Source organism: Streptomyces sp. NBC_00435 (genome assembly GCF_036014235.1).
In the GTDB taxonomy this organism is placed as follows: Bacteria; Actinomycetota; Actinomycetes; order Streptomycetales; family Streptomycetaceae; genus Streptomyces.
The window spans coordinates 4,458,954-4,480,031 of the sequence record NZ_CP107924.1; the positions used below are offsets into that span (position 1 = coordinate 4,458,954).

A 21,078-nucleotide genomic window follows, 5' to 3' on the forward strand; every position below is an offset into this window, starting at 1 on the left:
CTCTGCACTACCCCGACCGCCTCTTGCCACCCTTTGTCACCTTGCACTTCTCACCGTACACGCATGGTGGTTGGCGGTGATCACCTACGCGGCTGCCTCCAGGGCCGGCGCCCACCAGTCACGGTTCTCCCGGTACCAGGCGACTGTCTCCGCCAGGCCCTCGTCGAACGAGCGGATGGGCTGGTACCCCAGTTCCTCACGGATTTTCGTCGAGTCGACCGAGTAGCGCAGGTCGTGACCTTTGCGGTCCGCGACGTGATCGACGCTGTCCCAGCCGGCTCCGCAGGCGTCGAGCAGCCGTCCCGTGAGCTCCCGGTTGGTCAGCTCCGTGCCCCCACCGACGTTGTAGATCCCGCCCGGGCGCCCTCCTTCGAGGACCAGGCGGATGGCGCGGCAGTGGTCCTCGACGTGCAGCCAGTCGCGGATCTGGCTGCCGTCGCCGTAGAGCGGCACGCGGCCGCCGTCCAGCAGCCGCGTGATGAACAGCGGGATTAGCTTCTCGGGGAACTGGTGGGACCCGTAGTTGTTCGAGCAGCGGGTGATGCGGACGTCGAGCCCGTGGGTCCGGTGGTAGGCGAGCGCCAGCAGGTCGGACCCCGCCTTGGCCGCCGCGTAGGGCGAGTTGGGGGAGAGCGGCTGTTCCTCGGGCCAGGAGCCGGTGGTGATGGAGCCGTACACCTCGTCGGTGGAGACGTGGACGAAGGTTCCCGTGCCCACCCGGGCCGCCGCCTCCAGGAGCGTCTGGGTGCCGAGCACATTGGTGGAGGCGAAGGAACGGCCGCTGGCGATGGAGCGGTCCACGTGCGACTCGGCCGCCAGGTGCACCACCGCGTCGTGCTCGGCCAGCAGCCGGTCCACGCGCGCGCCGTCGAGGATGTCGCCCTGGACGAACCGCAGGCCGGGGTGGTCCTGGACGGCACGGAGGTTGGCGGGGTTGCCCGCGTACGTCAGGGCGTCGAGGACCGTGACCTCCGTGTCCGTCGCGTCGTCGGCCAGGAGGGAGCGGACGAGGTGGGAGCCGATGAAGCCGGCTCCACCGGTGACGAGGATCTTCATGAGAGGTGACGTCTTTCGTTGTGGTGCGGGTGCGGGCGCGCCCGCGGGCGCGGGGGCGGGGGCGGGGCGAGGCGGAGGCAGGGCCGGGCCGGGGTCAGGAGGCGATCTGGATGTGGCTGTGGTCTCCCAGGACGAGCCGGTGGGCGCGCGGTGCGGCGGGCGTACCCGTCACGCGTACCGAGCGGCCGATGAGCGAGCCCTCGATCCGTCCGGCGTGCTCGATCCGGGCGTCCCGCAGGATGAGGGAGAACTCCACGTCGCTCCCGGTGATCACACAGTCTTCGGCGATCGAGGTTGACGGACCGATCCGGGACTCCCGGACGATGGTGCCCGCCCCGATGAGGGCCGGACCCACGATCGTCGAGCGGATTATCCGGGCGCCTGCTTCGATCCGGACCGGTCCGACGAGGACGCTGGCCCCGTCGACGTCGCCCAGGACGGCGGCCTCGACGTCGGCCAGGACCCGCCGGTTGACTTCGAGCATGTCGGTGACGTCGCCGGTGTCCTTCCAGTAGCCGTGGATGATTCCGGCACGCACGTCGTGCCCTGAGTCAACCAGCCACTGGATGGCGTCGGTGATTTCCAGCTCCCCGCGTGCCGAGGGCTTGATGGCCTTGATCGCCCGGTGGACGGCGCTGGTGAAGAAGTAGACGCCGACGACCGCGAGGTCGCTGCGGGGTTCGAGCGGCTTCTCCTGGAGGCGGACCACCCGCCCGTCCGGGTCGAGTTCGGCTACCCCGAACCGGGTGGGGTCCGGCACCCGGGCGACGAGGATGCGGGCATCCGTCCCGGCCGCCCGGAACTCCTCGGCCGGGCCGGTGATGCCGCCGATCACGAAGTTGTCCCCCAGGTACATCACGAAGTCGTCCTCGCCGAGCCAGTGACGCGCGATGCGGACCGCGTGGGCCAGGCCGAGGGGACGGTGCTGGCGGAAGTACGTGAACCGGGCGCCGAACCGCGATCCGTCGCCGAGGGCGGCGCGGATCTCCGGCTCGGTGTCCCCGACGACCACGCCGATCTCGGTGACTCCTGCCTCGACGATCGACTCGATCCCGTAGAAGAGGACGGGCTTGTTGGCGACGGGGACCAGTTGTTTGGCCGCGGTGTGCGTGATGGGCCTCAGGCGGCTGCCGGTACCTCCGGCGAGAACCAGTGCCTTCATGAGCGGCCACCGCCGGATCGGTCGGCCACCGCGCCTGCGACGCCCGGAGCCGGCAGCGTGCCCCCGTGCCGGGCGGTCACCTCGTCGATCAGCGCGAACTGGCTGGGCTGCGTGCGCCGGACCAGCGACTGGACCCGCAGGGCGTGCTCGGCGGTGACGCACGCCAGGGGCAGCGCCAGGAGGTAGCGGCCGCGGTCCGGTACCAGCACCAGGTCGGTCCACGACCCCCCGAGCGCCTCGGGTCCGTCCGTCAGCCCGGCTTCCGGGTCACCGGCCCAGCCGGCCGGACGGACGAACTGCGCGGAGGCGGCCATCCGCCGCAGCCAGGCACGGGTGTCCGCGGTGCACGCGGCGCGCAAGGCGGCCCCGTGGCGGTCGTCGCGCAGTTCACGCAGGGCGGCGTGAGCCCGCCGGGCATCGTCGAAGACGGCGACGGACATCCGCCGGCGCAGGGAGATGCCGTGCCTGCGGGTACCGGCGTCGCTCAGGAGCCGGACCGTGCGGTCGAGGACGGTCGCGAAGCGCGTGCCCGCGTCGGCCAGGCGCAGCCAAAGGTCCCAGTCCTCCGCGCCGCCCCCGGCCCGCCAGCCGCCGACCTGCTCCGCGAGACCGCTCCGATGGGCCACGCGGGACGGTTCGAAGACGGGTCCCAGGGTCTGGATCTCGGGGTGCCAGCACATCTCCAGTGGCCGGGAGGCGGAGGTGACGGTGCCGTGCCGGTCGCTGACCTCGAAGCCGGTGGCCACGAAACCGGCGCCGTCGGCGAAGGCCTCCAGCAGCACACGCAGGTGGCCGGGGAACCACAGGTCGTCGTGGTCCAGGTAGACCGTGTACGCGCCGCGGGCCTCGGCGAGCCCGCGGTTGCGGGGCCCGCTGGGGTGTCCGTGGCGTTCCGTGCGGATCAGCCGGATCCGCGGGTCGCTGCGGGCCCGGTCGCGGACCCAGTCGTCCGTGTCGTCGGTGCTGCCGTCCGAGACCACCAGGAGTTCCCAGTCGGTGACGGACTGGGCGCTGACGGAGTCGAGGGTGTCGGTGATGGCCCGGGACCGGTTGAAGGTCGGGCAGATCACCGATACCCGGGGGTCACGCGGCGGTGTCATCCGGGCTTCCAGTCCGGCCGGGAAGGAACGGCAGTCCGGTCCCGGTGGTGCCCAGGACGGAGTCGAGCGCCAGGAGCACGCCCGCCGAGCCGGTGGCGAGGTCCGTGGACAGCCGCAGGTTGTGGTCGCCGAGGAAGAGAGGTCCGCCGTCGCGGGGGATGACGTGCCAGCCCAGACCGGCGAGGTGCTGCCGGACGGAGTGCGCGGTGCCCTGGGAGCCGTCCCGCATGTGGTGCAGGGCCAGGGTGACCCCGGCGCGGCCGTGGTAGAGGCCGCTGTGCAGCATGAACCGCTGCCCGGCCGCACCACGGAACGCCTCCAGCGCCGCGGCCAGTTCGGGGTCGTGGTGATGGCGCAGGAGTTCGTGGAGCACCATGCCCAGGCCCCCGCTGCCGAAGGCGATCAGGGGTGCCCGCCAGGGTGCCTCGTCCGGGCGGTCGCCGTCGGGCCGCCAGCCGGCGTCGGTCAGATCGGTGCGCACGGCCTCGACCGCCTGGTGCAGGAGCTTGGGGTCGGACGTCTCCTCGTACAGGCGCAGCAGAAAGAGCGCGACGCCCGCGCTGCCGCGCAGCAGGCCGGGGCGCGGTGCGTCGTCCTGCTGCCGGGAGGAACGGCCGGTGAGGTCGTCGGCCATCCGCAGGCACTGGTCCAGGAGCGCCGCGTCACCCGTCGTCCGGGCGAAGTGCAGGAGGGCGAGGCCGAGGCCGGCCAGTCCACCGGAGAGGCCTTCGCCGATGTCGTCACGGGGCAGGGCGAGGGCCCGGTCCAGCAGTTCGCGGGCCTGACCGGGCTGTCCGAGCCGGTCCAGGGCGAGGGCGACGCCGCCCAGGCCGTCGTAGAGGCCCGGCCTGGGGTCGGCCAGCCGGCCGGTGGCCCGGGTCAGCCAGTCGATGAGCTCGGGCGGTACCGGCGTACCGGTCTCGGCGAGGGTCCACAGGACCCCGGCCGCGCCCGTGGCGAGGTTCACGCCGCCGCCGGGGGTGCGGAACTGCTCGATGTCACCGGGGAAGAGACGGTCGTCACGGTCCGGGGTGGCGGTGGACAGGATGCCGTCGGCGAGTTCCGTGCGCAGCGCCGGCCAGTTCCCGGCATCGGGCATCGGCCACACGGGTCCGTCGTGGTCGTCCGGCGCGGCAGACCTGGCGGACTCGGTGGGCGCGGGCACGCCGAGGTAGCGGCGGACGAGGGCCTCGAAGTCGGCGGGGACGGGGAAGCGTTCGGTGACCAGGTCGATGAGCTGGCCGAGCTTGGCGGGGGACCACGTCATGACGACGGTCAGCGGGAGGAAGACCGCCAGCCGCAGACAGCCGAGGGCGTACCGGTCGACGGCGGTGCCGGTGTAGTTCTCAGGCGCCCGGAATCCCGGGGCCGCGATGACCTGCCGGCACTCGTCCCCGGCTTCGCTGCTCGCCTCGAAGTCGATGAAGCGGACCGTGCCGTCGGAGTTGACCAGGATGTTGTTCGGGTGCAGGTCGCCGAAGACGACGCCCCGCCCGTGCATGGCCTCGACGGCCTGCTCCACCCGGTCCAGGAGGCCGGTCGCCCACGCGGCGTAGGAGGCGTACTCCGTCTCCGGCAGGTCGGCGTTGACCAGGGGGTTGCGGCGGTGGACCTCATGGATGAGGGCCGGGCCGTCCACGAACTCCCGGGCCAGGAAGTAGTGCTCGCGCCCGACCCGGTAGTCGTACAGGGCGGGTACGCAGGTCAGGCCGGCGAGCCGATCCAGTGCCCAGCGTTCGCGTTCCAGGCGGGTGACGGCGTCCGCGTCGGTGTCGTCCAGTCCGGCCAGCGGCCGGGCCTCCTTGAGGAGGACGGTGCTGCCGTCGCGGGTGTCGGTGGCCTGGTACACCCCGCCGCCGTTGGAGAAGTGCAGGGCCTTGGTGGCACGGAAGGGGAAGCCGTCGAGCGTGCCGGCATCGCGGGCGGCGAGCGCCTCTTCCAGGCACGCGGGGAGCTCCACCCACTCCGGGGGCCGGAAACCGGGCCCGCGGACGTCGGGTACCAGATTGCCCTCGGGGTCCTCGATGCAGTAGACCTCACGGCCGGAGGCGTCCCGGCCGGTGCGCAGGGCGAATCCGCCGTAGCGCACGAAGAGGGGGCCGGACCGCCAGCGCAGGTCGCTGAGGATGTAGGGACCCTGCTCGCCGTCGAGGAGTTCGCCCAGTTCGCTCAGCACGGTGGCCAACTGCTCTTCGCCGGACGGGTAGATGGCGATAAACTTGCCGCTCGCGCTGCGGTCGCCGTACTTGCTGTTGCGCTGGCGCAGGGTCTTCGGGCTGCGGATGAACTTGAAGGCGATGTCCCGCGGCCCGCAGTACTGCCGGACGACGTCGAGTACGCGTTCGGCGTTGTCGAGGGTGGCCGAGACGTGGATCTTCCAGCCCTGTGCGGGAAGCGCCCCATTGTCCGGCGCGAGCGAAACCCAGTGGGAGTTGACCGTCCGCGTCCACCCCGGCGCGAGGGTGGCACGCGCGGTCGGGAAGTCGTCCGCGTCCGAGGGGGCGGTGGCGGGGACGTCGTAGAAGGGGGAGCCAGGCGGGCAGTATTCCAGGTATCGGATGTCCACTGAGTTATCTCTCGTCGGTCTTCGGGTCGTCGAGCCGTCGGGGACCGCTGCTACCAGCGCGTGGCCGGGGCGACGTACTTGACGTACAGCCACTCGCCCAGGGGGCGGCTGCCGGCGTCGAGCACAGCGGTGCCGGTGCGGTCCTGCGGGGTGGCGGCCACGTCCAGGGGGTAGCTGATGACGGGCATGGGCAGCGCTTGGGTCTGTACGGGGAGAAGCATCGACAGCGGTGCGGTGGCCGCGGCGGCCCGCTCACCGGCGACGGTGGCGGTGCCGGTCTGCTTCTGCGTGGTCACGCCCGAGCGCAGCAGCCGTACGGGTGCCCCGCTGTGGACGAGCGAACGGTCCGCCGAGGTCGGCAGCAGGAGTTCCGTCCTGCCGTCGTCACGGACGGTGTAGCCGCCGGTCAGGGTGCAGGGCAGGTGGACCAGCGTGGCGCAGGCCGTGGCCATCGCCACCGCGCACAGGCCGACGGCACAGATCCGCCGGAGCCGGGCGCCCGCCTTGAGTGCCTCGCGGGCCAGGCCCATCGCGCCGCGCCCGAGGTGGTAGGCGAGGAAGCCCAGGCCGAAGAGCAGCAGGGAGGCGCCCGCGGCGCCCATGCTGAGGAACGCCGAGCCCCACAGGTTCGCGGCCATGACGACGAGGTAGAGCGGGAAGGCGAGGCAGATCACCCCGTACGGAGCGGCCCACGTGAGCTGGGGGAGTTCGCGCTCGTAGCGGCCCCCGAAGAGGACCCGGGCCAGGGCGCGCCGTCCGTCGGTCATCGCGCGGTCGCGCAGGTGGGGGATGTCCAGGTGGCTCATCAGGGCGAGGTACCCGTCGAGCTTCACGAAGGGCAGCAGGTTGAGCAGGCCCGACACGTAGGTGACGACCGCGAAGATGATCAGGCCGTCGCGCAGGGCCGAGACCCCGGTGAGCAGCGCGGTCAGCGCCGCGGCTCCGGCGATCACCCACTGGGTGACCACGCCGGCCAGCGCGACCCGCACCCGCTGGTCCTTGTGCGGGAGGCGCCAGCCGTCGGAGACGTCGCAGAAGAAGGCGGGCGACAGGTAGAAGAGCATGACGCCCATCCGGGTCGGGCGCCCGCCGTAGTAGGTGAGGACGGCTCCGTGGCCCATTTCGTGGACCACGGTCGTGGCGAGGACGCCGAGGACCACACCCGCGTAGGTGGACGGCGGGAGCGGCCTGCCCAGTGCCTGCTGCACCGCGGGTGCCTGCAAGGCCAGGGCCAGCAGGCCGCCCAGGGTGCACAGGAGGGCCGCGGCGGCCCCGCCCCGGCCGGCGAGCAGCCGCAGTCCGGGCAGGACCAGCCGCAGCAGCCGCTCCGGCCGCAGCAGGGTGAACTGGACGGTCAGCGGCGGTACGAACCGGACCCGCCGGCTGTGGTGCCGGGGCTTCGTCCCGTCGTCCAGCATCTGGCTGTCGGCGAGCTTGCGCACCGCCACGTCCACGTCGTCCGCCGTCCACGGCGAGCCGAGGGCCGCGGCGAGTTCCTCGTGGTCCCTGGTGCCGTCCAGGGCCCGGGTGAGCTGGGCCAGGTCGGCCTGGACGCGGAAGTACCGGGTACCGCCGCGGTGGATCACCCAGGGGGCACCCGCCTCGAGCGGCTCCTGTACCGCAACGCCCTCGGCGATGCGCGGCCGGGCGAGCCGCTCGGGGTCGAGCTCGGCGGATGCCGTCTTAGTGAACATGAATGCGCCTTACACGACGTCGCGGGAGGTGAAGAGTTTGCGGGCCAGGAGTGCGGCTGCGGCCAGCCATCCGGCGATCACCAGCAGTGCGAGCGGCTCGGACAGCAGCTCGGGCTTGCCGTCGCGGTAGACGGAGCTCATCGCGATCGTCATCAGGTACTTGGCGCCCTGGGGGAACAGCGTCTGCAGCGCCGGGTCGAGGAGCAGGGTGAAGCCCATGAGGGTGCCGACCGCGGCGATCTGGTTGCGGACGATCCATCCGATGAACAGCCCCCACGGCGCGGACAGCGTGTTGCACACGAAGATGCCGAGCACGATGAGCCAGGTTTCCCGCGTCCACACCGGATCGTGGCCGGCGCCGGAGACCATGAGCCCCCAGCCGGAGGCGACCGCGAGGCCGGCGGCCAGCACGCCGTACAGCGCGCCCATGGCCGTGGTCACGATCAGCTTCGCGGAGAACAAGCGCATCCTGCTGCCGCTGAGCAGCACCGAGCGGGCGATCGTGCCGGTGGCGTACTCGCGGGCGACGGACACCGCGCCGTACAGCGAGGCGAAGAGCAGCATCATCATCCAGGCCTGGACGACGTCGTCGGTGACGGCGCCGGCGTCGGTCTGTCCCTGAGTGATGCTCTCGTGGCCCTGTGTGGCGTAGCCGAGGCTCGCCATCAGGGACATGAGGATGCCGAAGGAGGCGGGCATCCACCAGGCCTTGCCGGACCAGGCCTTGGACCACTCGCCGGCTATCACGTTACGCATCGGGGCCTCCGCCCTTGCCCGCTCCGGCCAGTGCGAAGAAGCGGTCTTCGAGTCGGTCCGCCCCGTCCGAAGTGAGTTCGGACAGGGGCCCCGCGTAGCGCAGGGTCTGCTGCATGATCACCACGTCGTCGACGGTCTGTTCGACCTCGGCGAGGAGGTGGCTGGAGACCAGGACGGTCCGGCCCTCGTCCGCGAGGGACCGCAGCATGCGCCGCAGCCAGGCGATGCCGTCCGGGTCCAGGCCGTTGGCGGGCTCGTCGAGGACGAGCAGTTCGGGGTCCGCGAGCAGGGCGACGGCCAGGGACAGGCGCTGGCGCATGCCGGTGGAGTAGCCCTTCACCGGGCGGTCGGCCTTGTCGCCCAGACCGACGCGTTCGAGCACCTCGTCCACACGGGAGGCGGGCAGGCCGAGAGTCCTGGCCCAGATCGCGACCCCGCGGCGGCCGGACGTGCCGGGGACGGGTGCCATGCCGTCCATGCTGACCCCGATCCGGTGCGCGGCGCCGGGGAGGTCCGCGTAGCGGTGGCCGAAGACGGTGGCGCTGCCCGCGGTGGGAGCGGCGAGTCCGAGCAGGATGCGCAGGGAGGTCGTCTTGCCCGCTCCGTTGCGCCCCAGCAGGCCCACGACGCGGCCGGGCCGGACGTCGAAGGAGAGGTCGTCCACCGCGGTGTAAGAACCGAATCGTTTGGTCACGCCGCGGAAGCTGACCACGGCGTTGTCACTCATTGCGGCTCCGGGCGATTCCCTTGCCGACGAGTACGACGCAGACCAGCAGAGCAGCCAGCAGAACTGCCATGAGTGCGGTCTGGGCAGGACCCGACATGGTCAGGTTGACAATCGCGAGCAATACGATGACGGGCGCGGAAATGATGCCCGGTATCAGGATCGCGTTTTGGTTCCGGCGTCCACTGGACATGGAGGCTCCTTAGCTGGTTTGTGTCACAAGTGCTGGATGCGGGGCCCGTGGTGGCGGCATGCTTCAGCCACCACGGGTCTCCGCTACCAGAGTTCACTCACGTATCGGCCGAAGTGCGTGAACTCTGCCGCCCATGAGGCTGGATCAGGTGACGATGCTAGCCGCAACGGTCAGACCGCTGTACGCGATCGACGAGGCGACGCTGGCCGCGCTGATGGTCACGCCGGTCTTGAAGCCCGACCAGAAGCTCGGGGCCTCCATGGCCTCGAGCTCCTGCATACCCAGTTCCAGCGACGACTCGAAACCCTTGTTCTGGTCCATGTCGCACCTCCTCTTTCTTGATGTGTGAATTACTGAATTCGAGAGTGTGAAGCGGTGGAAATATCAGGTCGCGATGGAGACGGAGGCGACCCAGGCGGCGCTGTAGGCGACACCGCTGACCACGCTCATACCGGCGCTGACACCGGCGGCGGTGGACCAGAAGCCGGGAGCCTCCATGGCTTCGAGCTCCTGCATGCCCAGCTCCAGAACGGAGTTGGAGTTGGTCTTCTCCATGAGAAAATCCCCCTTGTTGTTCGTGCTTTTCATTCATCCGTCCCTGGCCCCGGTGGACCGGGACGGAAGTCTCATGTGGCCGGCGCCGCGGCCAGGGCGGCGGGCTCGCCGGCGGCCTCCGCCAGCAGTGCGCGTACGTCGCCCCGCGCCAGCTCGCCGAGCATCGGCAGTCCGGCACCCCAGGCGCGTACGGTGGCCCGCGCGACGCAGTCCAGCTGCCGCGCGGGGGCGGCGACGTACCGTCCGATGCCCCAGCCGTCGATCAGATCCGCCATCCCCCGTGCCGGATCGGCGGGAAGGACGACGGGTCCGGCGGTACGCAGCCGCTCCCAGACGCGCAGCAGCCTGCGCGCCGAGCCGAACCGCTCATCGCCGTCGGCGATGACCCGCCACAGGGGCGGGAGCAGCGCCGCCACCGCGGTCATCTTCCGTACGCCCAGCGCCGAGGACAGCTCGTTGGCGATGAGCCAGCCCTTGACCGCGTACGGCTCGCGGCCGAAGTGCAGCCACTCCGCGTGGGTATGGCCGCTCAGCCTGGCGATGTCGGTGCGCAGCCGGCCGTCGGGGCGGTGCCCCGCCCGCCGTGCCCGGCTCACCTCGTGGCCCAGCCGGACCAGCCGCTCGGCGACCGCCTCGACCAGGGCGTCCTCGGTCGGCAGGTCCCTCAGGTCACCTACGTACGGGCTGGTGACCCTGAACAGGGCCTCCAGTACGCCTTCGGCCAGCAGTTCGCCGGGCAGTGTGGCCGTCGCCAGCGGGTCCAGCACGGCGGCCTGCGGCCGCAGTCCCGCACCCATGACCAGCCGCTTGCCCTGCGGTGAGGCGAGACAGACGACTCCACTGACCTCGGACCCGGTGCCCAGCGTGGTGGGCACGGCGACCAGCGGCACCCCGCGGACGAGGGCGGGCGGCAGCAGGACGAGTCCGCTGCGCTGAGGCACGGTGATCCGGGCGCGCACGTCCGGGTTGGTGCGCATCAGTGTCGCCAGCTTGGCCTGGTCGAGGAGCGAACCGCCACCGATGCCCAGGACCAGCTCGGCGTCGGCGAGGGCGTCGGCCAGGACGTCGAGTCCGCGTAGATCCCCGGCTCCGGTCAGCACCGTGCAGGATCCGCGCGCACCGGCCCGCGCCAGCACGGAGCCGATCCGCTCGACAAGCTCGCTGCCGACGACACCCGAGTCGATCAGCAGGGCGGTCCTGCGCCGGCCCGCGACCATTTCCGCGATCCGCTCCAGACCGCACAGGGTCCGGGTGGGACCGTCGGGGCAGGTGTTCATGCGCGCCCGCCGCCGTCCGGCGCGACCCCTGCGGCGCAGGCGTCGAGGCCGGTCCGTACGCAGGCGATCAGTTCGCCGACCTCGGCGTCGGTGTAGGTGAGGGCGGGGAAGAGCTGGATGCCGTTCAGCCCGGGGTGCACGATCGCGCCGGCCGCGCGGATCGCTCCGACGAGTGCGGAGACCTGCTCCTGTGGGAACGGCGTGCCGTCTTCGAGGCACATGCGGACGGATCGGAAGCAGCCCACACCGGTCGTCCCGGTCACCAGCGGGTGCCCGGCGACCAGAGCGGCGAACTCCTCGTCCAACCGGGCCGCCACCCGCCTCCCCCGCTCCAGGGCGTCCAGCCTGCGCATCTCGGAGAGCGTGGCCAGGATCGTGGCGCAGGTGACGGGTGTCCCCGCCTGCGTCTCACCGTGGCTGAGGACCGCACCCGCCTCGTCGTAGACCCCGGCCACCTGCCGTGAGGCGAGGACCACCGCGGCGGCGCTGGTGCCGTTGGTCAGCCCCTTCGAGGAGATCAGCAGGTCGGGGCGGGCGGGCCAGCGCTCGGAGGCGAAGAGGGTGCCCGTACGGCCGAAGCCCGTGGCCACCTCGTCCGCCACCAGCAGGAATCCGTGGACGTCGCGCAGCCTCAGGAGCTCGGCGACGAACTCCTCGGTGAGGGGTACCGCACCGCTACCCATGACGGGTTCCACCACCACGGCGGCGGTCTGCGCCCCCTGCCGGTCCAGCAGCGCGGCGAGTTCCGCCGGGTCGTTGGGGGAGACGTGCCGGATCAGGCGCTGGTCAACGCCGTAGACCTGCTGGCCGAGATCCTCGCCGGTCAGCGCGAACCCGCCGAAGGTGAGCCCGTGGTAGCTGCCGCGCAGTCCCACCACGACCTTGCGGCGCGGCTCGCCGCGCAGGGCGTGGTAGTGCCGCGCGAGCTTCATCACCAGGTCGTTGGCCGCTCCGCCGGAGGTGGAGAACAGCACGCGTCCGTAGTGGCGGGGCCCGCACGCCTCGATGAGCGCCTCGGCCGCCCGGCGGGCGTAGGAGTTCTCGTAGCGGAACACGCTGAGGTAGGAGGCCTTGAGGAGGGCGTCGGCAGCGGCCTGGGCGATGGCCGGGTTGCCGTAGCCGAGGTTGGTGTTCCACAGTCCGCTGGAGCCGTCGAGCAGTTCGCGGCCGTCGGCGAAACGGACCCGGACGCCCTCGGCGGACACGGCGCACAGGGCGTCCGTGCCGTGCTGGTCCGGCGGGAGCAGCGAAGGCCACAGGGCCTTGGGGCCGGCGCTCATGAGCGGACCTCCGTCTCCAGCAGTACGTCGCCCAGCCGGCGGCTGACCGCGGGCAGCGCCGTCCGGCCGCGGACCGTGAACCCGGCAGCCGCCAGTTCGGCCTCCAGCCGGTCCGCGGGCAGGACGCCGACCCGGGTGGTGCAGACCTCGACGGGACCGGTGGCCGCTCCGGCGTCGGCCGGGAAGATCGTGACGGTACGCGCGGCGTCGCCCGTGGCCCAGTACTCGAAGATGCGGTAGGCGCGGCCGCTGTCGGTCGTGTACTTCTCCTCCATCTCGGCGGGTCCCGTGTACGCGGGGTCCACGGCCACGGTGGTGAGGAGGAAGCGTCCGCCCGGCTCCAGATGGGCGCGCACCGCCTCGTACAGTCCGGCCCGGCCCGGCTCGTCCAGCAGGGAGACCGAGGTCGTGCCCAGCACGATCACCGGGAAGCGCCGGCCCAGTGCGAAGGTGCTCATGTCTCCGCGCACCACGGAGCACCGCTCGCGCAGCGCCGCGGGGGCCAGGCCGAGCCTGGTGCGCAGCAGTGCCAGCATGTGTTCGGACAGGTCGAGCGCGGTGACCTCCCGGCCCAGCGCCAGCAGCGGCATGGTCAGCCGGCCGGAGCCGGCCGCGAGGTCGAGCACCGGTCCCGGCGTGGCACGCACCAGGCCCAGCAGTTCCCGCACTTCCTGCGGATCCCGTCCGGCCATGTCGTGGTAGACCTCGGAACCGACCTCGTCGTACAGGTCGCACAGCACCGCCCGGTCGCCCAGGGAGGCCAGAAGTTCTCCGGCACGGCCGGGAATCGTGGTGGGAAGCGTCATGGTCACGGTGCTCAGCTCCCCACCGCGACGAGGGCGGGCGGGGTGAGGCGGACGCCGGCCGCCGCGAAGCGGGCCGCGGCCCCTTCCAGGGCCTCCCGGTCGGCGAAGACCGCCGCCGCCGCGATGGAACCGCAGGCCAGCAGCGCCTCGACGATCCGGGCGGTCAGGTGGTCCACCTGGAACGTCCGGCCGCCGGTCGCCGTGTACACGTACGCGGCCTCGTCGGTCCACAGGACGAGGGGCAGCCCGGTGCCGGCCGCGTCGGCGGCGGCGTCCCCGTCCGGCAGCCCGGCCGTCAGGCGGTGGCCGAAGCCCGACACGCGCGGGACGGCCGAGCCGCCGAAGCGGAGCCGGCGGACCGCCTCGACCGCCGCGAGGTAGCGGCCCAGCCACGGCCGTTCGCCGAGTGCCGCCGCCCGCTCCGCTTCGGGCACCACCGCGCCCAGGGACACGGCGCACGGGTGTGCGCTCGCCGCGTTGATCCGGACCCACTCGGCGTGGAGCGCCGCCAGGCCGTCGCCGAGGGCGCCGAGCCGGCTCCCGCCGGGCGACGTGGACAGCTCCCCCGCCCGGTTCACGTACAACCGCAGCCGGGGGCCGTCGGCCGTGGCGTCCGCACCGAGTGCGGAGAGGTCGCCGAGCTGGATGACGGGGTGGGTGAGGAAGTCCGCGAAGACGCCGTCCTGCCGTGCCCTGTCGGCGTCCGCGAGGTAGGCGTCGAAGTCCGCCGGGTCGGCGACGCGGACCAGGGTGGGGCCGACGACGGACATGTACTCGCTGATGCCGTAGCTCTGCAGCTGGAGGAAGAAGTCGCCGGAGTCGGAGGGGATCGAGAACTCGGCGCCGGACTCGCTCGGCGAACCCTCGTAGCCCACCACTGCGGGGCCTTCGGAGCTGCCCGTGTGGCCGGGGGCGAACACGGTGGTGTGGGGGCCGACGAGGTCCGACCGGAGCACCTGCGCCAGGTGTCCGGCGTTCTCCAGGACGATCACGCCCGTCCCGGAGGCGGAGCCGGCGGGAGAGGCGGCGGAGTCCGTGCCCGCCGCCCATACCGTCAGGCGCCCTTTGATCCCGCTCATCGATTCCCCGATTTCCTGTTGCCGCGTTCTTCGCGTGGTGCGTGTCGCCCACGACCGTCTCGTCGTGGTGCGTTCGTTGGTGGTGGGCAGGCCGCTCCCTGCCGGGTGGTGCGCGGTCGCCGCTCAGGCCAGTGCGGCCAGCAACTTCTTCAGTTCCTCCATGGCCACCTGCGGCCCGTAGACGTTGCACACGCCCGTCACGTTGAGGACGACCTCGTCCACGCCCGCCGCCTCGTACGCGGCGAGCTTTGCCGCGAGCTCGTCCATGTCTCCGCTGAGGAAGGCATTGCCCTCGACCAGCGCCTGCGCCTTGGAGAGGGGATCGCCGTCCGCGACGTCGACGCCGGACCTGCGCAGCATGTCGATGTAGTGCGAGCCGTCCAGGTGGGCGGCGTTGCTGGCGAGCGCCAGCTCGGCCGCCGGGCGGTCGGACCGGCTCAGCGCCAGCGGAACGATCGCCGTCAGCCGGGGCGTCGGGCGGCCCGCCGCCGCGGCACCTTCCCGCAGCGCGGGAACCACGGTGTCCCGGAGATAGGCCGCCGGTGTCAGCCACGTGATGGCCACGTCGGCGACCTCACCGGCGAGCCGCGCCATGCCCGGCCGCAGCACCCCGAGTCCGATCTCCACCGGCGGCGTCGGGAAGGCGGAGAGCGCCGCGTTGCAGGTGACGTAGTCGCCGTCGATGTCCACGGCCTCGCCGTCCAGCAGCCCCCGGACCGTCGTCAGGTACTCCCGCGCCGCCTTGAGGGGGCTCGGGTACGGCGCGCCGCGCAGGCTCTGCTGCAGCGGCTTGCCCCCCGGTCCGAACCCGGCGATGACCGGCTGTCCCGTCGTCATGGCCAACGACCGGGCCTGCAAGGCGGCTTCGTACGGGTGGCGCAACGGCATCAGCGTCACCCCGAGCCCCACCGGTACCCGGAAGCCGGCACCCGCCGCGTAGACGAACCCCTGGTGCGGTTCGATCATCAGGGCCTGCCCCTGCCACAGCCGCTGCGCCTTGGTCCATTGCACCAGCGCGGCGTACGGCAGTACCTGCTCAGGACGTCGCGGCACGTACGGGATGAGGACTGAGTACACAGTCAAGATGTCTTCTTCTCCAGCATCGGTGAACCCCCCGCGAAGAACCGGCAACCGGTCTCGGCGCGTCGTTCCCCGAGGTTCGGAGTGGTCCCATCGTGCTGTGTCGATGGACCCTGCAACTATCCCCAAGGTGGGGGGGAATTTTGCATTCCGTCCACCGAACAGGGGGAGCGGAAGCGGCCGTTCCCCCTGAACGGGGGGCGTGATACCGTCCGGTACGCTCTCCCCCGACCAGCGACAAAAGCACCACGCGTAGTATTGCTCGGGGGAGAGAACGCACGTGATATCGGTTGCGGTAGTAGAAGACAGAGCACTTGTCCGAGCCTCTCTGCGAGTGCTCGTCGAGGCGGACCACCAGCTGCACGTGGAGTGGGACGACAGCAGTGACCACGCCCTTCGCGCCATCCGGTCGAGGCCGCCCCACGTGGTGCTGCTCAGCACCCAGGCGCCGACGCGCGAAACCATCGACATGGTCAGAAGGACGCGCCGGCTGCCCCAGGCACCCGAGGTGCTGGTACTCGCCGGTCCCGGCGCCGACACCCACGTGGAGAGCGCGCTGGCCGCAGGAGCGGGCGGCTACCTGCTGCGCGACAGCACACCCGGACAACTGTCGCAGGCGATCCGCGAAGTCGCGCGGCACGGCTGGGCCTTTTCGCCCTCGGTGGCCAGGACCGTCATCGACGGCTACCTGCGCGTTGTGGCCGCGCCGGAGGACGGCCCCCGCGAGGGCTGCTCGGAGGAGAACCGAGCCCGGCTGCAATCCCTGACTGCACGCGAACGCCACGTGCTCGCCCTCGTCAGCGACGGTCTGACCAACCGCGAGATCGCCGATCACCTGGGGAACAGCCCCGAGACGGTGAAGGACCACGTCCGCTCGGTCCTGGCCAAGCTGGACACGGACAACCGCGTGCGCGCGGCGGCGATCGCCTGGCGCGCCGGCCTCCGGAGCGAGCCGCGCGGGGAAGCCGCGTAGCAGCACCGGCCCACAGAGTGGATCCCTCGGCGACGGCTGACCGGAGCACCCCTGCGCCCCGGTGCTCGGAGCCGGGAAGTGGGTGGTCCCTGCTCAGCTGCGCGCCCGTTGGTTTTGGACGCTGCGCAGGTGGGCGGCCGGCCGTCGTAGGGGAGCAGGGACCGCTCCTCGACGAAGGGGATGATGACGGGTCTGCGAGCTGGATGGACGGCCTGCGGCCAGTGACCTGAGTCGGAGGTTCGGTGGCAGTAGGCGGCGACTATGTCGAGGAATTCGTAGGCGGTCTTCGTCCGGACGAAGGGCCTGGGCTGGTCGTTCCAGTCGGTCAGCCAGGCCCGGATGTCACGCTCGAGGGCCTGGACGGAGCGGTGGACTCCACGCTTGAGCTTCTTCTGTGTGAGCTCGGCGAACCACCGCTCCACCAGGTTCGGCCACGACGCACTTGTGGGCGTGAAGTGCAGGTGAAACCGCGGGTGGGCCAGCAGCCACTTCCTGATGTCGGGCGTCTTGTGGGTCGCGTAGTTGTCCAGGATCAGATGGACCTCGAGATCATCGGGGACCTCCTTGTCGGCCTTGGTCAGGAACTTCTCGAACTCGGCGGCCCAGTGGCGTCGGTGCGCCAGATCCTCGAGACCGTCGACTGCGACATTCCCGTCGCCGCGGCCATCGACCGGGTCGACCAGTGCGTCGCGTTCTTCGGCGTGTGCGAACCGTGTCCGGAGCGATGCGCAGTCGCCGCGACACCTCCATCACCGAGTGCCCGTCCGGCACTCCCACACGATCCGTGACCGCTGAGCGAGCGCCTGCGTCGTCGTACGACGACGCAACTGACCTTCCAACACCGCCCGCTGGGCATCAGTGACCGACAACGGAGGAATCTTCGGACCCGGACGACTCATACCGAACTAACGACGAATCTCCGACTCAGGTCATGAGAAAGGTCTAGGCAACGCAAAAGCCCCAGGTCGCTGACCTGGGGCTTTGCTCTGGAGCGGATGACGGGAATCGAACCCGCGCTATAAGCTTGGGAATCTATGTTGCCTGGGGTGTCCATATGGCATCTGACCTGTGGAAACAGCCTTCTGGGAGGGCTGCCTCGAGGGTCCGCCCATACCCGTATTGACCGCTGTTCGCCGCTCGGAAGGGCACGGATGGGGCACGCGTCCGCTGGCCTGGGTCGTGCGGCACGTCCCTGCCTCGACGGTTGCGTCTTGGATCCTGATTGCGTGAGGCTTGACGCAAGGGGATCCGGGTGGGAGGCTGCTTGCGTATTCTCTCATGGTTTCGTGAGGGGAGGCGCAAGGAGATGGTCATGGAACTGCTGTCGGTGAAAGAGGCTGCGGCCCTGCTCGGGGTGGATGATTCCCGCGTCCGTCAGTTGCTGCATGACGGAAAGCTGCAGGGGCAGCGGGTCGGTGGCCGTTGGCTGGTTGCCGGGGACAGCGTCCGGGATCGCAAGGATCGGGGCCGCCGTTCGCGGAGACCGCTGTCGGCCCGCAATGCATGGGGCGTTCTGGCGGTGCTGGACGGCCATCAGCCGGTGGGCCTGTCCGATGCAGAGAAGTCCCGGGTGAGGACGCGGTTGCGGAACCTCCTTGCCCACGGGCAACTGTCTCCAGCTCTGGTCCAAGAACTCCTTGCCGCCCGTGCCGAGGTTCGCTCGTACCGCGTTCATTCAGGCGTACTGCCCGTTCTGCTCGCCGCTCAGGATGTGGTGCGGGGAGGAGCGAGTGCTGCGGCACAGGCAGGGGCGGACTACATCTCCCTCGGCCCTGCGGAGATCTACGTACACCCCGACCGGGTCGAAAAGCTGGAAGCCGCGTTCGGCATGGTCCGTGATGAAGAGCGGGGCAATGTCTCGGTCCGAATCCCCCCGTCGGAGATGTGGCCGTTCTTGACCTCAAGGTCTGAAGCCCCAGGGCAGGGCCATGACGTCCCCGCCTCAGTGGTGGCGGCCGACTTGCTGGACCTCCATGAGAGCCGAGCCGACGCTGCCGCAGCCGTGTTGCTCGAGTCCCTGCTGACTCGCTACGCGCAGCCTCGGAAGGTGTGATCATGGCGGCTGATCTGCCCGATGTACGACTGGAGTCGGACCTGTTCACCGGCCCGCTGGTGGAGTTGTGGGGCGTGCTGTTCGACCTTTCGGAGCAGGTGCCGGATGCCTGGTCGCTGATCGGTGGGCAGATGGTGCTCTTGCACGGCCTGGAGCACGGTCGGACTCCACCGGCGGCGAGCGCCGACCTGGATGTTCTGGCTGACGTGCAGTCGGACCAGCAGAGCTTGCGTCGTTTGGTCGCGGCGCTCGAACGGCTCGGATTCTCCCCCGCCGGCATGTCGCCGCAGGGCAACTTGTTGCACCGCTATCAGCGCGGTGTGGAGCCGCAGCGGTTGGTGGTGGATCTGCTGGCGCCTGACAACCTCGGCCCCCGTGCAGACCTCACAACGACGCCGCCCGGCCGCACGCTGGAGGTGCCGGGCGGCCGGCAGGCTGCGCGGAGAACCGAGGCTGTGAGAGTGCGACTGGGGTCGAGGGCGGGCCGGATCCGACGCCCCAGCCTGTTGGGGGCGATCGTGGCGAAGGCTGCAGCGGTGAGCATCAAGACCGCTTCGCCGGAGCGCCACTATCGCGATCTGGCGTTCTTGCTCTCGTTGCCCGCCAATCCGCTGCAACTCAGAGACCAACTCGACAAGGGCGACCGTAAGAAGCTCGCGTTCGCGAAGGCCTTGAACGATCCGCAGCATGCAGCTTGGCGTCAATTGGCCGACGAGAGCGCCCGGGCGGACGGCCAGGCCATGTTCGCGTTCTTGTCTCCGCCTGCGGTGACGTGAGGACGGCCGAAGGCCCATGACCTCGTAGCCGGCTAGGTGTTTCACAAGCGCGCAATGCAGTTGGAACGCTTTCCGCTCTGTCTTGCTGGCCGCAACGTTGCCCGGTGAGTGTTCTGTCAGTGCCTGCTGTCACTCTTTTTCCTCAACTTCACAGGAGTAGAAGGAGGAAGACGGTGGCAGGACTTTTGAATGCGTTAGTACAGGTGAGGCGCCCTGGGCGGGCCCACTTGCCGGCGGTGGTGCCACCGCAGAGAGATGAGCCCAGTGCCGCCGGGGCCGATGCCGGTCAGCCCGACGGCGGCCCGGCGGGTGAAGTGCTCTCTGCTGCCACTCAGCGCGTCTGGGTAATCGTTGAGGGTCCCGACGACCCGGATGAGACCCAGCGCGCGGTCGAGGCACTCGGATCCCAGCCGGGCTGGAAGGTACGGACGGCACAGCCGCACGACAGGCTGATGGTGACAGATGGGCGCGTTGTCCTGGTCATCGATGCCCTCGCGTACGGCCAGCGGAGGACGGCGGTTGGTGCTGTCCGGGAGCAGGCGGTCCGCCTCCTGAGGAAGCCTCCAGTCAACTTCCGGATCCGGGAGGCAAGACTCGCCCGGTACGAGGAGGAGCGGGGCACCACCCTGGTACGGGTGGTGCGGCGGACGCCGCCGGGAGCTGGGAGGTTCCGCTGTTGGCTTGGACGCCACATCGAGGCCCTCGGCGGAGCCGATACCGGCCATGTGCTGACTGTTCCGCTCGTCCCCGGGGAGGACGGTGAGCAGCTGAAGGCCAGGGTGAAGGAGCAGTGGGCGAGTCTCACCCAGGGATCTGCGGTGTTCGACGACGACACCCACGACCTTCGCCTTTCCGTCGGGCCCAGGCCAAGACGGGAGACAGAGGGGTCATCGTCACCAAGTCATGTTCTGCGACGCTTTGGACCCGTGACGATGGCACTGCTCGCCGTAGCCTTCCCGCTACTGTGTGCCTGGACGATTGCGTCGTTCTCCTCCCCGTGGCGGTTTCTGGCGCTATTGGCGCCTCTCACTTCTTTCGGGCCGGTTGGCCACTGGATCACGTCGAACCAGCCAAGGCCCCGGCTCATGCGCCTCGCGTGCGGTGCGCTCGTCGTCGGCGGCTCCACCTGGGTACTGCACCAGTGGCTGGTGCACGGCCCAGCCGGGCTCGGAGCCCAGTTCTGGGGGTTTGCCCAGGGGCTATTGATGGTGGTGACCGCCTTCGGCTGCTGGCACGCCTTCTCCCGCTCTTGGCTGAGCCGCAATCTGCTGCTGCTTCTGCCCGTGCTCATCGCGCCGCTTCCGTTCGTGCTCCCTTGGATCGGTTCCTTCCTTCACACGGCCTATCTCGAAGATGTGTTGGGAATCCCCGAGCCGGCCGTGCACATCAGTTTCTACTGGCGCTCCTCTGTGGCACTCAAGCCGGTGGCACTGACTCTTGTGATCACACTGATCTACGTGTCCCTCTACGGATGGGCCAAGTATTTCAACCTGCACATCTCGCAAGGCGTGATGGTGAATGGGGTGTTTCCCCTGCTCGTTCTGCTCGCCGCCCTGGGAGTGGCGGAGCTGGCCTTGAAGGAGGTCCAGGCTGCTGCGGAACGTACATACTCGGCGGCGGTCAAGGGCGAGCAGCCTCCGGGATACTTCGGTATCAACGGGCGGCTGGTTTGCGTGCGACCGGTTGACCCGGCCAAACCGATTTCCGTCCAGCCGGGGCCGCTCCCGACGAGCCGGCCGGTCCTGGTGTTCCCTCGGGAAGGCACCGACCTGTGGGTGTGGGATCCCTCCCCGGCGCGTGGTCGCTTCTCTTCCGAGCATGCCGTCCGCATGCGAGCCGAGGATGTCTCCCTCTATCCGGCGACTGGCACCTCCTGTCCGTGACTTTGGCCCCCTCGACGCAGCACCCGCCCGGTGGTGGCCTTGAGCCCTGCGAGGGGGAATCGCGA

At 70.5% G+C, this 21,078-nt stretch carries 19 protein-coding genes and 1 pseudogene; 4 read left to right on the forward strand and 16 right to left on the reverse strand.

Annotated elements, in window-relative coordinates:
• Positions 1 to 84: 84 nt before the first annotated feature.
• The 15 genes from rfbB to OG389_RS20570 form a co-directional block, all read right to left on the reverse strand.
• The gene (rfbB, locus tag OG389_RS20500; RefSeq protein ID WP_328299920.1) at positions 85 to 1,056 is read right to left on the reverse strand and encodes a dTDP-glucose 4,6-dehydratase; all 972 of its coding nucleotides are present in this window, start codon (positions 1,054 to 1,056) and stop codon (positions 85 to 87) included.
• 94 nt (positions 1,057 to 1,150) lie between these two features.
• On the reverse strand, positions 1,151 to 2,218 hold the full coding sequence (locus OG389_RS20505) for a glucose-1-phosphate thymidylyltransferase (RefSeq protein WP_328299921.1): 1,068 nt from the start codon (positions 2,216 to 2,218) through the stop codon (positions 1,151 to 1,153).
• Positions 2,215 to 3,318 (reverse strand): glycosyltransferase family 2 protein, encoded by a 1,104-nt coding sequence (locus tag OG389_RS20510; protein WP_328299922.1) that lies wholly within the window; start codon positions 3,316 to 3,318, stop codon positions 2,215 to 2,217. The genes OG389_RS20505 and OG389_RS20510 overlap by 4 nt, the downstream gene beginning before the upstream one ends.
• Complete coding sequence (gene lanKC, locus OG389_RS20515) at positions 3,302 to 5,884, reverse strand: class III lanthionine synthetase LanKC (RefSeq protein WP_328299923.1); 2,583 nt, start codon at positions 5,882 to 5,884, stop codon at positions 3,302 to 3,304. The genes OG389_RS20510 and lanKC overlap by 17 nt, the downstream gene beginning before the upstream one ends.
• A 50-nt stretch (positions 5,885 to 5,934) precedes the next feature.
• The gene (gene mpaP / locus OG389_RS20520; RefSeq protein ID WP_328299924.1) at positions 5,935 to 7,578 is read right to left on the reverse strand and encodes a daptide biosynthesis intramembrane metalloprotease; all 1,644 of its coding nucleotides are present in this window, start codon (positions 7,576 to 7,578) and stop codon (positions 5,935 to 5,937) included.
• A 9-nt stretch (positions 7,579 to 7,587) separates the two neighbouring features.
• Positions 7,588 to 8,334, reverse strand: coding sequence for an ABC transporter permease (locus tag OG389_RS20525; protein WP_328299925.1), 747 nt, complete (start codon positions 8,332 to 8,334; stop codon positions 7,588 to 7,590).
• Positions 8,327 to 9,061: an ABC transporter ATP-binding protein gene (locus OG389_RS20530; RefSeq protein WP_328299926.1), complete on the reverse strand. Its 735-nt coding sequence runs from the start codon at positions 9,059 to 9,061 to the stop codon at positions 8,327 to 8,329. The genes OG389_RS20525 and OG389_RS20530 overlap by 8 nt, the downstream gene beginning before the upstream one ends.
• On the reverse strand, positions 9,054 to 9,251 hold the full coding sequence (locus OG389_RS20535; protein WP_266576043.1) for a hypothetical protein: 198 nt from the start codon (positions 9,249 to 9,251) through the stop codon (positions 9,054 to 9,056). The genes OG389_RS20530 and OG389_RS20535 overlap by 8 nt, the downstream gene beginning before the upstream one ends.
• Before the next feature lie 144 nt (positions 9,252 to 9,395).
• Entirely contained in the window at positions 9,396 to 9,572 is a 177-nt protein-coding gene (locus tag OG389_RS20540; protein WP_266576518.1) for a daptide-type RiPP, read from the reverse strand.
• Between the two features lie 63 nt (positions 9,573 to 9,635).
• Positions 9,636 to 9,806, reverse strand: coding sequence for a daptide-type RiPP (locus OG389_RS20545; protein ID WP_328299927.1), 171 nt, complete (start codon positions 9,804 to 9,806; stop codon positions 9,636 to 9,638).
• A 71-nt stretch (positions 9,807 to 9,877) separates the two neighbouring features.
• Entirely contained in the window at positions 9,878 to 11,083 is a 1,206-nt protein-coding gene (gene mpaC / locus OG389_RS20550) for a daptide-type RiPP biosynthesis dehydogenase (RefSeq protein ID WP_328299928.1), read from the reverse strand.
• Entirely contained in the window at positions 11,080 to 12,363 is a 1,284-nt protein-coding gene (gene mpaD, locus OG389_RS20555; protein ID WP_328299929.1) for a daptide-type RiPP biosynthesis aminotransferase, read from the reverse strand. The genes mpaC and mpaD overlap by 4 nt, the downstream gene beginning before the upstream one ends.
• The gene (gene mpaM, locus OG389_RS20560) at positions 12,360 to 13,169 is read right to left on the reverse strand and encodes a daptide-type RiPP biosynthesis methyltransferase (RefSeq protein ID WP_328303951.1); all 810 of its coding nucleotides are present in this window, start codon (positions 13,167 to 13,169) and stop codon (positions 12,360 to 12,362) included. The genes mpaD and mpaM overlap by 4 nt, the downstream gene beginning before the upstream one ends.
• A gap of 11 nt (positions 13,170 to 13,180) precedes the next feature.
• Positions 13,181 to 14,248: a daptide biosynthesis RiPP recognition protein gene (gene mpaB, locus OG389_RS20565; protein WP_328299930.1), complete on the reverse strand. Its 1,068-nt coding sequence runs from the start codon at positions 14,246 to 14,248 to the stop codon at positions 13,181 to 13,183.
• Between the two features lie 123 nt (positions 14,249 to 14,371).
• The gene (locus OG389_RS20570; protein ID WP_328299931.1) at positions 14,372 to 15,331 is read right to left on the reverse strand and encodes an LLM class flavin-dependent oxidoreductase; all 960 of its coding nucleotides are present in this window, start codon (positions 15,329 to 15,331) and stop codon (positions 14,372 to 14,374) included.
• Between the two features lie 277 nt (positions 15,332 to 15,608).
• Here OG389_RS20570 and OG389_RS20575 point away from each other — a divergent pair, with 277 nt between their 5' ends.
• Entirely contained in the window at positions 15,609 to 16,301 is a 693-nt protein-coding gene (locus OG389_RS20575) for a response regulator transcription factor (RefSeq protein WP_328299932.1), read from the forward strand.
• A gap of 221 nt (positions 16,302 to 16,522) precedes the next feature.
• Here the strand turns inward: OG389_RS20575 and OG389_RS36800 are convergent.
• Positions 16,523 to 17,200 (reverse strand): annotated as a pseudogene (locus OG389_RS36800) (transposase); the annotation flags it as partial.
• A 413-nt stretch (positions 17,201 to 17,613) separates the two neighbouring features.
• Between OG389_RS36800 and OG389_RS20590 the strand changes: the two are divergent.
• The 3 genes from OG389_RS20590 to OG389_RS20600 all read left to right on the forward strand — a co-directional run bounded on the left by OG389_RS20590 (position 17,614) and on the right by OG389_RS20600 (position 21,013).
• Positions 17,614 to 18,354, forward strand: coding sequence for a helix-turn-helix domain-containing protein (locus tag OG389_RS20590; RefSeq protein ID WP_328299934.1), 741 nt, complete (start codon positions 17,614 to 17,616; stop codon positions 18,352 to 18,354).
• Between the two features lie 2 nt (positions 18,355 to 18,356).
• A complete protein-coding gene (locus OG389_RS20595; RefSeq protein ID WP_328299935.1) occupies positions 18,357 to 19,130 on the forward strand; it encodes a hypothetical protein in 774 nt (257 codons plus the stop codon).
• Between the two features lie 926 nt (positions 19,131 to 20,056).
• Positions 20,057 to 21,013: a hypothetical protein gene (locus tag OG389_RS20600; RefSeq protein WP_328299936.1), complete on the forward strand. Its 957-nt coding sequence runs from the start codon at positions 20,057 to 20,059 to the stop codon at positions 21,011 to 21,013.
• Positions 21,014 to 21,078 lie beyond the last annotated feature (65 nt).